Annotated in this window: 11 protein-coding genes and 1 tRNA gene; 4 read left to right on the top strand and 8 right to left on the bottom strand. The window is 40.6% G+C overall.

Translation table 11 applies throughout. The annotated features are described in order from the left end of the window. Positions 1–10: 10 nt before the first annotated feature. The 4 genes from D8805_RS00525 to D8805_RS00510 all read right to left on the bottom strand — a co-directional run bounded on the left by D8805_RS00525 (position 11) and on the right by D8805_RS00510 (position 4,098). Positions 11–751 carry an esterase family protein gene (locus tag D8805_RS00525; RefSeq protein ID WP_000546816.1) on the bottom strand — a complete coding sequence of 247 codons (741 nt, stop codon included), beginning with the start codon at positions 749–751 and terminating at the stop codon, positions 11–13. Between the two features lie 20 nt (positions 752–771). Then, positions 772–1,596 (bottom strand): alpha/beta hydrolase, encoded by an 825-nt coding sequence (locus D8805_RS00520; RefSeq protein WP_001016808.1) that lies wholly within the window; start codon positions 1,594–1,596, stop codon positions 772–774. A gap of 136 nt (positions 1,597–1,732) precedes the next feature. Beyond that, positions 1,733–2,947: a tRNA uracil 4-sulfurtransferase ThiI gene (gene thiI / locus D8805_RS00515; protein WP_038806255.1), complete on the bottom strand. Its 1,215-nt coding sequence runs from the start codon at positions 2,945–2,947 to the stop codon at positions 1,733–1,735. A gap of 8 nt (positions 2,948–2,955) precedes the next feature. Further along, positions 2,956–4,098, bottom strand: coding sequence for a cysteine desulfurase family protein (locus tag D8805_RS00510; RefSeq protein WP_125415066.1), 1,143 nt, complete (start codon positions 4,096–4,098; stop codon positions 2,956–2,958). A 137-nt stretch (positions 4,099–4,235) separates the two neighbouring features. On the opposite strand from D8805_RS00510, the gene D8805_RS00505 reads away from it, so the two are divergent. Next, positions 4,236–4,661, top strand: coding sequence for a DUF6556 family protein (locus tag D8805_RS00505; RefSeq protein ID WP_125415065.1), 426 nt, complete (start codon positions 4,236–4,238; stop codon positions 4,659–4,661). A gap of 44 nt (positions 4,662–4,705) precedes the next feature. On the opposite strand, the gene D8805_RS00500 is transcribed toward D8805_RS00505, so the two are convergent. The 4 genes from D8805_RS00500 to D8805_RS00485 form a co-directional block, all read right to left on the bottom strand. Further along, on the bottom strand, positions 4,706–7,012 hold the full coding sequence (locus tag D8805_RS00500; protein WP_125415064.1) for a DNA translocase FtsK: 2,307 nt from the start codon (positions 7,010–7,012) through the stop codon (positions 4,706–4,708). 87 nt (positions 7,013–7,099) lie between these two features. Next, positions 7,100–9,052, bottom strand: a complete 1,953-nt coding sequence (locus D8805_RS00495) for a PTS fructose transporter subunit IIABC (RefSeq protein WP_125415063.1) — start codon at positions 9,050–9,052, stop codon at positions 7,100–7,102. Further along, entirely contained in the window at positions 9,049–9,960 is a 912-nt protein-coding gene (pfkB, locus tag D8805_RS00490) for a 1-phosphofructokinase (RefSeq protein ID WP_070696957.1), read from the bottom strand. The genes D8805_RS00495 and pfkB overlap by 4 nt, the downstream gene beginning before the upstream one ends. Continuing rightward, entirely contained in the window at positions 9,957–10,697 is a 741-nt protein-coding gene (locus D8805_RS00485; RefSeq protein WP_000920647.1) for a DeoR/GlpR family DNA-binding transcription regulator, read from the bottom strand. Before D8805_RS00485 ends, pfkB begins: the two co-directional genes overlap by 4 nt. 161 nt (positions 10,698–10,858) lie before the next feature. Between D8805_RS00485 and D8805_RS00480 the strand changes: the two genes are divergently transcribed. The 3 genes from D8805_RS00480 to D8805_RS00470 all read left to right on the top strand — a co-directional run bounded on the left by D8805_RS00480 (position 10,859) and on the right by D8805_RS00470 (position 13,729). Further along, positions 10,859–10,946, top strand: a tRNA-Ser gene (locus D8805_RS00480). Between the two features lie 182 nt (positions 10,947–11,128). Beyond that, the gene (locus D8805_RS00475; RefSeq protein WP_125415062.1) at positions 11,129–12,838 is read left to right on the top strand and encodes an AAA family ATPase; all 1,710 of its coding nucleotides are present in this window, start codon (positions 11,129–11,131) and stop codon (positions 12,836–12,838) included. A 33-nt stretch (positions 12,839–12,871) separates the two neighbouring features. Then, on the top strand, positions 12,872–13,729 hold the full coding sequence (locus D8805_RS00470; protein WP_125415061.1) for a DNA adenine methylase: 858 nt from the start codon (positions 12,872–12,874) through the stop codon (positions 13,727–13,729). Positions 13,730–13,880 lie beyond the last annotated feature (151 nt).

The raw sequence follows: 13,880 nt of genomic DNA, 5'->3' as shown, positions 1-13,880 counted from the left end.
GCAACTCCTTTTATAGATACAGGTGTCCAAGAAAATAGGGCATTTGTTTACGCCACCATTCCCAGTCGTGGGCGACATCGTGTCCCCATTCAGCAAACCAGGCTGGAATTTGTTTCTGGTCAAAGGCTTCTTTGAGCTTGTAGAAAGATGGTAGACCGTCTTGTTCCCAAGCACCAAGTCCCGTACAAACGACAATCTCCGCCTGACGGTAACGATCGATAAACCAGCCGTCATTCTGATTCCAGATATAATCTACTGGCGAATTTTGGTAAATAGCATCATCATTGTAGTAATCGCCGACAAAGAAACGCGCGTCGTAAACACCGCTGAGAGCAATCACCTTGGTAAAGACATCTGGATGCTGGAGGAAAAAGTTGAGTGCATGGTAGGCACCCATTGAGCAACCTGTCGTCATCATGCCATCAAACCAACCTGTCTTATGCTTGATAAAAGGAATTGCCTCCTCAATCACGTAGCGTTCGTAGGCACGATGCATCTCTGCCTGGTCGTGACCGTTTTTCCAAGTGGCCAACCAGCTCTCACTGTCCACACTGGATAGAGTGAAGAACTGGACACGCCCTTCCTCAATAAAGGAAGCACAGGCATCAATCATGCCAAAATCATAGTATTCATTGTGACTGCCACCAGATGAAGCAAAAACAACAACTGGAATCCCAGCATGTCCATAACGGTTGAGGTACATTTCACGATTAAGATTGCCACTCCAGTGGCTGAGGTTTTCAATATGCATTGGCTTTCTCCTTTCTTAACTTACCATTTCTCTGCAAAAAATCGGAGACAGTCTGGTAAATTTTCCGACCAAGGTATTTCACTATGGATAGCACCAGACTGAACTTTCAAGACAAGATTATCCAAGCCTACTCCACCTGCAATCAAATCGTGATAATAGCGAAGCGACGAGTCGATATAGGCTTGTTTGATATTGCCAGCCATCAAGGTCTTGTCCGTATCGTCTGCTTCTTCTGTTCCTACATAAATGAAAATGCGCTGATCAGGCGACAATTTCTTACGCTCGATGTAGCGGTTAAAGGCCTCTTGGTGGAGCCAGTTAGCAGATGAAAATACACCTAGGCAACCAATTCGATCTTGGTATTCCAGTCCGATAAACTGAGTAATATTGCCTCCTAGTGACGAACCAATCATAGCAGTATGCTGGCGATCAGCTTTGGTACGATAGGTTTCATCGATAAAAGGCTTGACCACCTCCATGACAAACTCAGCATATTCCACACCCTTACCGCCAAACTGCTGGCCTGGGATAGGAGATTCTTGAAACTTCCAAGCCGCGTACTCATGCATCCGCCCCAAACCATCATTGTCAATAGCAACAACAATCATGCGACTGATGTCAGGATTTCTCTTAATAGCCGGAATAATCTTCCAAGAGTGTCCGATATAAGACTCCTTGCTGTAAAAGACATTTTGCCCATCATGAAAGTAAACAACAGGGTAAAAACGGTCTGTGTCTTTCTCGTAGTCCTTTGGCAGAAGCACACGCACACGACGCTCCTTTCCTGTATAAGGTACCTTGAGTTTGTGTTCTTTCATTTTCAAGTAAAAGTAGGAATGATTCATTGTCAGAAAACTCTCTATATTCAAAATTTTATCTCATTATACCATAAAAATAGAAAAAAAGTCAGTAATTGTCCATTTTAAGGATAAATAACTAACTTTTCTCATTTAATATTCTAAATTCTTCTGGTTTTTCTGATTAGAGGAGATTGTCAATCAAGTTATCAACTTCATCTTTTTCAACCTGAGGCGTTATCTTAGTAAGCATAATTCCAGCCACTGCTCGCTCAACCAAACCTTCAACATCCATCCATTTTTCATACTTCTCAGCATTCTCTATCTTAGGATTGGTCTTAGGACGATCAGGCGCAAAAATAGTACAACAGTCCTCAAACGGTTGGATAGAAATGTCAAAGGTATCGATTTTCTGGGCGATGTCAATGATTTCCAACTTGTCCATAGTAACCACAGGGCGGATGATAGGGGTGTTGGTCACAGCGTTGATAGCCTGCATACTTTCAAGAGTTTGGCTGGCTACTTGACCAAGACTTTCCCCATTGATGATAACCAAACCATTTCGTACCTCACGGATACGATCGGTAATCCGCATCATAAAACGACGGGTCAAGGTCATGAGGTAGGCTTCTGGCGCCTTAGACTTGATTTCCTCTTGAATCTCTGTAAAAGGCACCTCGATAAACTGGATATTACCACCAAACTTGGTTAATTTGCGGGTCAAATCTTGGGCCTTTTTAAGAGCACCAGGACTTGTGTAAGGAGGGCTGGCAAAGTGAACGGCCTCAATATCCACCCCACGTTTAAGGGCTAGATAACCAGCAACAGGTGAGTCAATCCCTCCTGACAACATGAGCATCCCCTTACCAGAAGTACCTACTGGCAAGCCACCTGCTCCACGAATGGTTTCATAGGAAAGATAGGCTGCTTCCTCACGAATCTCCACCTGAAGATTGATATCGGGATTTTTCATTTGAGCTTGGACATTTGGAATAGCTTCGAATACTGCTCCACCAAGTGTTTGGTTGAGTTCACGACTGTCGAGTTCAAAGTTGTGGTCGCTACGCTTGCTAGAAATTTTAAAGGTCATCCCTTCCTTGTAGATGTCCTGCATAATCTCTTGCACGGCAGACTTAAGCGTCGCAACAGATTTTTCGACCTTATAAACGGGAGAAAAGTTTTGAATTCCAAAGACTTGTTTAAGTGATTCTGCAACCGCTGTATAGTCGGCTCCATTGAGATAAGCGTGAGCACGGTCGCGATCAGCGGTTACTTTTACTTGGGGATAGATGGACAAAACGTCCGAAATGTTATTGCGAAGTTTATTGATGAAACGCATGCGGTTTTTGCCCTTGGTTGACAACTCTCCGTAGCGAATCATAATTTCTGAATACTGCATAAATGCTCCTATCTTACTTTTCTAGTTTGATTGTAAATTAATTTTAGCTTGGTCAAGAACTGCTCGACCTGACTCATATCATTTTCCAGGTCTAGGCTTAGGCGAACAGCTGACTGGGCCTTATCTTTGTCCACTCCCATAGCAAGCAAGCTCCCCGCAGGTTTTCCAGCCTTGGATGAACAAGCAGAGGTTGTGGAGATGAAAATATCATAGTCTTCAAAGGCGTGAACGATGACTTCTCCACGAACACCCTTAATTCCAAAAGTCAGGATATGAGGGGCGAAGTCTTCCTCATCTGAAAAGATAAGAATATCTGGATAATCCAAAAGTGCTTGGCGAATGACTGATCTCATCTGCCCTGTCTTACTAGCAAAGATAGCTAACTTTTCCATAGACAAACGGAGAGCCTTTGCTGTCGCTGCAATCCCTGCCACATTTTCAGTTGTCGAGCGATAATCGTGCTCTTGACCACCACCAGTTAACAGAGGCGTAATTTTCTTACCAGACTTGATATAGACAAAGCCAACACCTCTGACACCATGAAACTTATGACTTGAGAAGGTCGCGAAATCCACTCGATCTGTCAGATATTTTTCAGTCGGAATCTTAGCGAGTGCCTGAACTGCATCAACGTGGAAGGAAATGGTTGGCTTGTCTGCCAAGAGTTCTGAGATAGCCTCAATAGGTTGAATAGACCCAATTTCGTTGTTTACTGCCATGATGGAGACAAGGATCGTATCAGGACGTATCAAATCTGCTAATGCTTCAACATCCACAAATCCTTTCTCATCAACTGGAGCAATATCCACCTCAAAACCTTGACTTTTCAGCCATAGGGCTGACTCCTTGACTGCTGGATGCTCAATAGCTGATACGATGATGTGCTTGCCAAACTGGGCTTTTTCAAAGGCCACACCCTTGATAACCCAGTTATCTCCTTCTGTTCCACCAGAAGTAAAGTATATTTCGTCGCTTTTCTTACCGATTAAATCTGCAATCTGTTGACGGGAAGCATCTAAGATTCGTGTTGCCTGGTCTCCCAAACGATGGAGACTAGACGGATTTCCTACAATTTTTGAAGCGACCTGCATGTAAGTTTCAAGTGCTTCAGGATAAGGCTTAGTTGTTGCCGAATTATCAAAGTAGATCATGTTTTCTCACGCTTTCTAAAATCACTCCTTCTATTGTATCACGAAAAGAGACCTGCGACAAGAAAGGGAGGTTTCTCTTTTTTTAAGATTTTTTTAAAGAAATGAGGTATAATAAATCATAATTAAAGGAGAGTATCATGTCTAACTATCGTAGAACTTCAAAACCAAAAACAGAACATATCAAAAAGGGCTTTACTGTCTTTCAAAAAACGATTGCTACCATCGGTAGTATCCTTGGTCTCATCACTGCTACTATTACCATCATGAACGCCATGGATAATAACAAAAACAACAAGAAAGAACCGACGACAACTCAAACAACTGTTGTCAAGGAAATTCAAAAAGAATCCCCTCAGGAAAATACTACTCCTAACAGGGACAACACTTCTACTAAAGAAAATACCACACAAGAAGAAACTTCTCAATCCAACAAGAAAGAGGAGAAAAAAGAAGAGCAGAAAACAACAACTCAGGACTCTTCTACAGCTCCTACAAACAAAGAAACAAGCGATAACGGAACACAGTCAAATACGACGAATTCTGAAACTAAAACGAACCAGTAATCACAAAAATAACTTCTTTCCAAATTTGGAAAGAAGCTGTTTTTTTATTGTTGCAATACTTTTCGCGGTTTGGTTCCTTCAGCTGGACCGATAACACCTGCCAGTTCGAGCTCTTCCATCAGGCGGGTCGCACGGTTAAATCCAACTGACAAACGACGCTGAATCATAGAGGCACTGGCTTTCTGGGTTTCAATAACCAAAGCCTTGGCTTCTTCAAAGAGGGGATCGCCACCAGCTTCACCATCAGAGAAATCTCCTTCATTTTCAGAAACCTCACCTGGGTCAAAACTCTCATCATAGTCCGCATCTGCCTGAGCCTTGATGAAGTTTACGATGCGTTCAACATCATCATCCGAGATAAAGGATCCTTGCAGGCGGACTGGGTGATTTTCATCAATTGGTTTAAAGAGCATGTCTCCTCGACCAAGCAGTTTTTCTGCCCCATTCTCATCCAAGATGGTTCGTGAATCTGTACCTGATGAAACTGCAAAAGCCACACGAGATGGGACATTGGCCTTGATAAGACCAGAGATGACATCAACTGATGGGCGTTGCGTTGCGAGAATCATGTGAATCCCTGCAGCACGTGCCTTCTGTCCGAGACGAATGATGGCATCTTCCACTTCCTTGCTAGCCACCATCATGAGGTCTGCCAACTCATCTACAATGACAACAATTAAAGGCAGCGGTACTTGTTTGTACTCAGACTGGTCATTGAATTCCTCGACCTTGGCATTGTAACCAGCGATATTTCGCACACCAACCTTAGCAAAGAGTTCATAACGGTTTTCCATCTCATCCACAACCTTTTGCAGAGCCTTGCTGGCCTTGCGTGGATTGGTTACAACTGGAATCAAGAGATGAGGAATGTCATTGTAAACCGATAACTCAACCATCTTAGGATCCACCATCATAAACTTGACCTGGTCGGGTCTTGCTTTCATCAGAATGCTGGCGATAATACCGTTAACTGCGACTGATTTCCCTGAACCCGTCGAACCTGCAACAAGTAGGTGGGGCATCTTGGAAAGGTCAAAGGTACGAGCAGTTCCATTGACCGCCTTACCTAGAGGAATTTCGAGGAGATTTTCTGGTTTAGTCTGAGACTGTTCCCAGAGCTCACGGAAGGAAACAGTCGCAATTTCAGAGTTAGGAACCTCAATTCCGACTAGGGATTTACCAGGTATTGGAGCCTCAATCCGAACATCCTTGGCTGCTAAAGCTAGCGCTAAGTCGTCTGCTAGATTGGAAATGCGGTTAACCCGTACACCAACTGCTGGCTTGACTTCATACTTGGTTACTGATGGTCCAATTTCAGCTCGTTCAACCGTCACCTTGATCCCAAAGCTGGCAAAGGTTTCTTCTAGGATTTTGATATTTTCTCGAACAATCTTCTTTTCCTTGGACTGATCTTTGGGTTTATCTGGCGCAAAGAGTTGCAAGCTTGGTAGCTTGTATTCAAGGGTTTCTTTGGCAGAAAAATCAACCTGCACCTCTTCATCCTCAAAATCTTCTTCCACATCTGGAACGTCAAAATCAGCTTGAGGAAGGATAATCTCCGGTTCACTCCATTCTTCCTCAGGAATTGGTGGGAGATCGTAGTCTGCTACTTCAGATAAGATTTCTCCAGTTTCAGGATCTACGGGAGGAAGCGGCAGCGCATCCTGCTCTTCTTGTTCTCTCTGAATTCTGGCAGCTTCTTCAGCTTCTTGACGAGCCTTCTCTTCTTCTCTCTTGATGAAGCGTTCCTGTTTTCTCTGTTCCTGTTTTGCCATAAACGATCTGAACTGAGCTCCAATAAAGGCTGCAACATCATAAATAGACCAAGGACTAACCAAGAGTGCCCCAACTAGAATCAAGAGAACTCCAATAAAGTAAGAGCCGATATTGGAGAAAAGAAAGGCTATAGGGATATAGAGTCCTACACCAAGCAAGCCTCCACCAGCGAAGCTAGTCACCCGCATACCAGTCAAGTCCGTCATAACTTGAGCCAAGGTTCCTTTTAAAACTGACTGCTCCAAGCCATACTTCCAGACAAGATAGGCCTCAAAAATCAAGAGCAAGCCAGCGAAGATACAGAGAAATCCTGATAGAAGTCCCTCTTTCTTGCGTATCCATTTAAATAGAAAAAGATAGATGAGAAGGGCACCTATAGCCACGTAGGCCAAACTTCCGACCACCAGTCGAATGAGATTATAAAGGGTGATACCTGCCGCTCCGAGTTTGAGGGCTGCAAAAATCAATAACAAGGCAATTCCTAAGGAAATTAGCATCCTCTGGATAGCCTGTTTTCTTTCGAGTTCTGCTTTAGACGGTCTCCGTCTTGTTTTACTAGTATTCTTGTTTGCCATTCTTCTATTATAACATATTACACAGCCATTTCGAATAGAGAAAAAGATTGCACCAAATGGTAACAATCTTTCTATTTTGATACTTTTTTATGCTTGTGGTTTGCGTAGGTAACCATAAACCACACCGCTTACGATTGCACCAATCAAGACAAAGACTAGGTAAAGTAGGGCATTTGAAGTAAGGGCGATGACGAAGATTCCTCCGTGTGGCGCCATGAGTTTGATACCAGCAAGACCAACGAGTCCGCCTGCCACCGCAGAACCAAGGATGAAGCTTGGAATCGCACGAGCTGGGTCAGCGGCACCAAACGGAATCGCACCTTCAGTGATGAATGACAAGCCCATGATGATGTTTGTCAAACCAGAGTTACGTTCTTCTTTGGTAAATTTATCTTTAAAGAGAAGGGTTGCGACAAAGATGGCAAGCGGTGGCACCATTCCTCCAGCCATAACTGCCGCCATAGCTACAGAACCACCTGAAGAAACAGTCGCTGCAAGCGTACCTGTACCAAAGACATAAGCTGCTTTGTTGACTGGTCCACCCATGTCAACAGCCATCATTCCACCAAGAACGATACCAAGAAGGACAGCTGAACCTCCTCCAAGACCGCCTAGGAAGTCATTCATAGCAGTGTTGATTGCTGCCATTGGAATGTTAACAGCCAGCATGACAAAGCCTGTCAAGATTGTTCCAAGAAGTGGCAAGAGAAGGATTGATTTAGCACCTTCAAGTGAACGAGGAACTTTAACGTATTTCTTGATAGCAAGAACCAAGGCTCCTGCGATAAATCCACCAACAAGGGCACCTAGGAAACCAGATGAGACACCTGCAAGAGTTGAAGTTGCTTCACCACCTGCGGCATAAGGGATTTTCCCAAAAGCAAAACCTTCTTTAGCAATAGCACCAGCCACGAAACCTGCTACCAAACCAGGTTTTTCAGCGATAGAGTAGGCAACATATCCTGCAAAGACTGGGAGCATCAAGCCAAAGGCCGCGCCACCAATTTTCATGAACATAGAAGCTAGCTCATGGTAGGATCCGAGATTGCCAAGACTATCTTGTGGCACACCAAAAGCTCCGTCGATCAAGAAAGCAAGGGCAATCATGATACCACCACCGATAACGAATGGCAACATTTGAGATACACCACTCATCAAGTGTTTGTAGAATGCACCACCAAGGCTTTGTTTTTCATTACTTGTAGTTGCAGCTTTTGCACCATTAGCAGCACGGTAAACTTCAGCATCCCCAGAAAGAGCCAAGTTGATCAATTCTTCTGTCTTACGGATACCGTCAGCAACTGGACGGTTAACCAGAGGTTTTCCGTCAAAGCGGTCCATCTCAACAGCCTTGTCTGCAGCGATGATAACAGCTTTAGCCTTGCGGATGTCCTCTGATGTTAGTTGGTTCCCAACACCGCTAGCTCCGTTTGTTTCAACCTTGATACCAACACCCATTTCAGCAGCCACTTTTTGAAGGGCTTCTTGGGCCATGTAAGTGTGGGCAATACCTGTCGTACAAGCTGTAACAGCTACGATAAAGTCGCCAGAGTCATTAGCAGGTACTTGAACAGGCTCCTCAGCTTTTTCTGACGCTTGGTTAAATAGTTCGATAACTTGATCTGCAGATGTTACTTGGCGAAGTTTGTCAGCGAAACCATCTTTCATCAAGTATTGAGACAATTCTGCCAAGGCTGCCAAGTGAGTATCATTGGCACATTCCGGAGCTGCAATCATGAAGAAGAGGTCTGTTGGTTGCCCATCCAAGCTTTCGTAGTCAACACCCTTGTTTGACTTAGCAAAGAGAACCGTTGCTTCTTTGACAGCAGAATTTTTACTGTGAGGCATAGCGATTCCATCACCCAAACCAGTGGAAGTGAGAGCTTCACGCGCTAAAATTCCTTCTTTAAAGGTTTCAAAATCCGTCACGTAACCGTGATCTACCAAGCTATGAATCATCTCTTCGATGACAGCTGTTTTTTCAGTTGCCTGTAAATCCAGCAACATGACATCTTTTCTCAATAGGTCTTGAATTTTCATCGTTTTTCTACCTCAACTTTTTCATATGTTTCTTTAATAAAGTCCGCTGTTGCCAAGTCATCTGAGAAGGTCGTTGCTGTGCCACAAGCAACTCCCCATTTGAAGGCTTCTATTGCGTCTTTTGATTTGACAAATTGACCTGTAAATCCAGCTACCATAGAGTCACCAGCCCCGACTGAATTTTTGACTGTTCCCTTGATAGGTTTGGCGAAGTAAGCTCCCTCAGATGTGACAAGAAGAGCACCGTCGCCAGCCATGGAGATAATAACGTTTTGAGCTCCTTTGGCCAGTAACTGACGAGCATAGTTCTCGATTTCATCTAAACTTTCGAGTTTCACTCCAAAGATAGCTCCAAGCTCGTGATTGTTTGGTTTAACCAAAAGTGGCTGGTAGTCCAAACTATCAATCAAGGTCTGTCCTTCAAAGTCACAAACCACTTGCGCACCAGTCTGGCGTGTCAAGGCAATCAAATCTTTGTAAATAACATTACCTAGATTCTTAGCACTCGAACCCGCAAACACAACCGTATCATCTGCTGTCAGACTAGACAAAATAGCTTTCAACTCTTCTAGCTGAGCCGGTTCCACATTTGGACCAGTCCCGTTGATTTCTGTTTCTTGGTCTGCTTTAATCTTGACATTGATGCGAGTATCTTCTGCTACTTGGACAAAACGAGTTTCGATTTCTTCCTCTGTAAGGGTATCTGTGATAAATTTACCAGTAAAACCTCCGATAAATCCAGTCGCAGTATTTGGAATACCCAAGCGTTTCAAAACACGACTGACATTGATTCCTTTCCCACCAGCAAACTTATCATCACTGTCCATACGATTGACACTACCGACTTGAACTTGGTCCAAGCGCACGATATAGTCAATGGATGGATTGAGTGTGACTGTATAAATCATACTTCTATTACCTCCGTTTTCTTCTTAATAGCCTGCAAGAGCTCATGCCCTTGACTTGTGATGACAATAGCGCGTTTAAGTGGTGCTACCTTGGCAAAGCAAGTTTGTCCAATCTTAGACGAATCCACTAAGACATAGGTTTGTTTGGCATTCTCTAAAATAGCACGCTTAACGGCTCCCTCCTCCATATCAGGAGTCGTATAATAACCATCGTCTACACCATTCATCCCAACAAAGGCACGGTCAAAGTGCAATTGATTGATTTGGTTAAGAGCAACACCACCGATACATGCATCTGTTGCCATCTTGACACTTCCTCCAACCATGACAGTTGGAATCTGTTTTTCAACCAACTGAACCGCATGGTGAATGGAGTTGGTCACAACTGTAATATTCTTATTAACCAATTCCTTGATTAAAAAAGCAGTTGTCGTTCCAGCATCGATAAAAATGACATCTTTTTCCTTAATAAGAGAGGCTGCTTTCTGAGCCAGTAGCTTCTTCTCTTGAAGGTTTTTGACAGATTTTTCTTGGATGGTTTCTTCTTCCTGCAAGGAGTGGGGCAATTCTGCTCCACCATGCACACGGCGAAGTTTGTTTTCCGCCTCCAGCTCATCCAAATCTCTTCGAACCGTTGATTCTGATGTTTCTAATAGACTAACCAATTTTTCTAGGGAAACTACATGATGTTGATTTAACTCCTCTAAAATCAGTTGCTTCCGCTCAGTTTTTAACACCAAATCACCTCCTGTTATCGTTTACACTATTCATTCTAGCACATTCTCTACCAAAGTCAAGCATTTTTTGTCATTTTCCTTCAAAAACTATCATTTTTGCCAATTCTGGAATTTTTATTGCAAGATGAAGCGCTTTATGGTAGACTATTTTAGTAAGCATTGGAAGATTACTCAAGAGGCTTAAGAGGCCGTGTTGGAAACGCGGTAGGCGTGTAACAGCGTGCGTGGGTTCGAATCCCATGTCTTCCGTAGAGGAACACTAATTATATTGATTTTTATACAAAAAAATCTAGTGAGCTCTTCTGAGTTCGCTATTTTTATATTTAATGTACATACCTCAATCATTTCTACCCTAAAATAATACAATATACATTATTGTTAATGATGTTCCTACTAGAAAAAAACATAGAAAGACCTTGCATTATCCAAATATGGTTCACATAAAAGAAATCACAATTAAAGATTTTAGATTAATAAAAGAATTATCATTTCAGCCTTCAAAATACATCAATATAATCTCTGGAAAAAATGGAACTGGGAAATCAACAATACTCGGAATGATCGCTCAAGGTTTTTCGTTTAATAATAAGGTGGTGGATTTCATTTCAGAAGAAGCTAAACAATTAACTAAACCTAAAGTTAAAGATTTAGATCCGGAAATGGATTCTACACTTTTAAACGAGTATAATTCTATACTTACTCTTTTTGGTAATAATTTTGAATCTGAATCAAACGAACACTTCAAATTATCCGATAAAGATGGTAGAAATACCGAACATATAAATATTGTTTTAGACAATAATAGATTCTTTAGAGTCGAAACAACGAATCATAATGATAGAAAACTTCCGCGTTTCGTAACTAGACGAGATGATAATGAATCCTCTAACTATGTTCATCCTGTAATTTATTTAGGACTTGACAGACTGACTCCACTTGTTAGAACTAAAAATACGAATATCAATGTGACACTATCAGAAGATGATATAAAAGAGATACATACTCTGTATGAATCAATTTTATTAAAAAAATATCCGAAAAATTTAAGTGCAACCAAAACAAATACAAACAAACATACAGCTGCTTATATTAATACCGATAGAACCATTGAGATGATCTCATCTGGAGAAGACATCGTGGGACAACTCCTTTTATCCCTCTACTCATTTAAAAAATTAAAAGATAATTTCCCAGATTATTATAATGGTGGGATTCTATTAATTGATGAGATCGACTCAACACTATATCCTGCTGCACAAAATGTACTTCTAGATGTTTTTTTAGAAAAAGCCCGAGCTTTCAATATCCAAATTTTCGCAACTTCTCATTCTCTTACTTTATTAGAGCATCTTGAATCTGAAAAGTTAAATAATCCACGGATTAACCGAGATGTAAAAATTTTTACAACTGATGAAACAGATATCACCGATATTAAATTAAATGAACTGGAATATTTGTATAAATTTAAAAACCAATTGTTAGTTCAGGCAAATAAAAAAAGTATTCCTGATAAGATAAATGTGTATTTTGAGGACAATGAAGCTTACTTTATTTTTTCTCACCTTTTAACAGGACTAAAAGATAGCAATAATTCTCCTGTTAAACAAAGATTAAAACTTATAAAGGATATTGGACTTTCTTGTTCAAACTATATTTCTCTCCATAAAAATAAAATTCCAGAATTTACTACAACATCCATAATATGCCTTGACGGTGATCAACTCATTAATACTTCAAGTTTAAAAAACTTTATTACATTGCCTAATCATGGTGAACCTTCAAACCCGGAAGAATTCATTTTTGATATTTTAAATGATTCCAATTCTGATTTCTGGAAGCAAACAAACGAAAATTATACCCACTCGATTTTTATGAAAAATAGTAGATACAGAGTACTTCAAAGTATTAAAGACGGAACATATAAAAATCAATATCAAGAAGCACATGGTAGCTATAAGAATACTAAACCACGAATCGTTTGGAAAGATTGGTTTAACACTGAAAAGGAACATTGGAAAGGGAAGAATAATCCAATTAAATATTGGACATTAAGCCATCCTGAAGAAATTAAACAATTTGAAGAAAATTTAAAAAAGGTGTTTGATTTTGTCGCAACAAATAATAAAATACCCAACCTATAGTTTTGATGTATTTTACATGAAAGGAGGAATAAAATGAGGCATAATTTGAGTCCATTACGATACCCAGGTGGAAAAACACAAGTATATGAATTTGTTAGAGAACTTATTGAATTTAATGGATCAACAACATATATTGAACCTTATATGGGCGGAATGGGGATTGCTTTAAAGTTACTTTTGAATAATAACGTACGAAAAATTATGGTAAATGATTATGATAAAGCCATTTATGCATTCTGGTACTCTGTTTTAAATTATACAGATCACCTTATTAACTTAATTGAAACAACTCCTATTACGATTGAAGAATGGAAAAAACAGAGAATTATACAACAAAATAAAGATGTGTCTGAAGACCTACTTGAGTTAGGATTCTCAACGTTATTTCTTAATCGAACAAATCGCTCAGGAATTATAAAAGCTGGTGTTATAGGTGGTCTCCAACAGAATAGCGATTATAAACTTGATTGCCGTTTTAATAAAGATAAAATTATTGAAAAAATTAAATTAATAGCTTCTATGAAAAGTAGAATTAAGCTATATAATATGGATGCTGAAAAATTTATTCGACTAAATATTACTAAAACAAAAGATTCCTTCACGTTTTTTGATCCTCCCTATTACACCAAAGGTCCTGGTCTTTACACAAATTTTTATAACCACGAAAATCATCTTAATTTATCTTATACTATTAAGAAATATTTAAAAAATAAAAAATGGATTCTCACATATGATGTTGCGCCTGAAATTTTTCAAATGTATAACACTTTCCGCAACGAAAAATATTATTTAAATTATTCAGTAACCAAACCTAGTAAGGGAGTAGAATATATCTTTTATTCAAACAATTTAATCATCCCACAAGATACAAGACATTTGAAGAAGGCATAGAAAATTTATATTTCTAAGCCTTTTATAATGGAGCTGGATAACGCTTTGCGAATTATATTGATTTTTAAGGAGGCGAGCCTCCTTTTTGTGACTCCTTTTGTGACTCCCTTTTCCGCAAAAGACTGCCAAGGAATACCAAAGACAAAAATAA

The sequence above is a fragment of the Streptococcus oralis subsp. dentisani genome (assembly GCF_003944205.1).
GTDB lineage: Bacteria > Bacillota > Bacilli > Lactobacillales > Streptococcaceae > Streptococcus > Streptococcus oralis_BH.
This window is presented reverse-complemented; position numbering and strand designations above follow the sequence as displayed.

What these genes read in the sequence shown, in the direction of transcription:
- pfkB (WP_070696957.1), bottom strand. Translation starts at nt 9,960, where the DNA reads ATGATTTATACAGTCACACTCAATCCATCCATTGACTATATCGTGCGC.
- D8805_RS00500 (WP_125415064.1), bottom strand. Translation starts at nt 7,012, where the DNA reads ATGGCAAACAAGAATACTAGTAAAACAAGACGGAGACCGTCTAAAGCA.
- D8805_RS00510 (WP_125415066.1), bottom strand. Translation starts at nt 4,098, where the DNA reads ATGATCTACTTTGATAATTCGGCAACAACTAAGCCTTATCCTGAAGCA.
- D8805_RS00525 (WP_000546816.1), bottom strand. Translation starts at nt 751, where the DNA reads ATGCATATTGAAAACCTCAGCCACTGGAGTGGCAATCTTAATCGTGAA.
- D8805_RS00475 (WP_125415062.1), top strand. Translation starts at nt 11,129, where the DNA reads ATGGTTCACATAAAAGAAATCACAATTAAAGATTTTAGATTAATAAAA.
- D8805_RS00520 (WP_001016808.1), bottom strand. Translation starts at nt 1,596, where the DNA reads ATGAATCATTCCTACTTTTACTTGAAAATGAAAGAACACAAACTCAAG.
- D8805_RS00495 (WP_125415063.1), bottom strand. Translation starts at nt 9,052, where the DNA reads ATGAAAATTCAAGACCTATTGAGAAAAGATGTCATGTTGCTGGATTTA.
- thiI (WP_038806255.1), bottom strand. Translation starts at nt 2,947, where the DNA reads ATGCAGTATTCAGAAATTATGATTCGCTACGGAGAGTTGTCAACCAAG.
- D8805_RS00470 (WP_125415061.1), top strand. Translation starts at nt 12,872, where the DNA reads ATGAGGCATAATTTGAGTCCATTACGATACCCAGGTGGAAAAACACAA.
- D8805_RS00505 (WP_125415065.1), top strand. Translation starts at nt 4,236, where the DNA reads ATGTCTAACTATCGTAGAACTTCAAAACCAAAAACAGAACATATCAAA.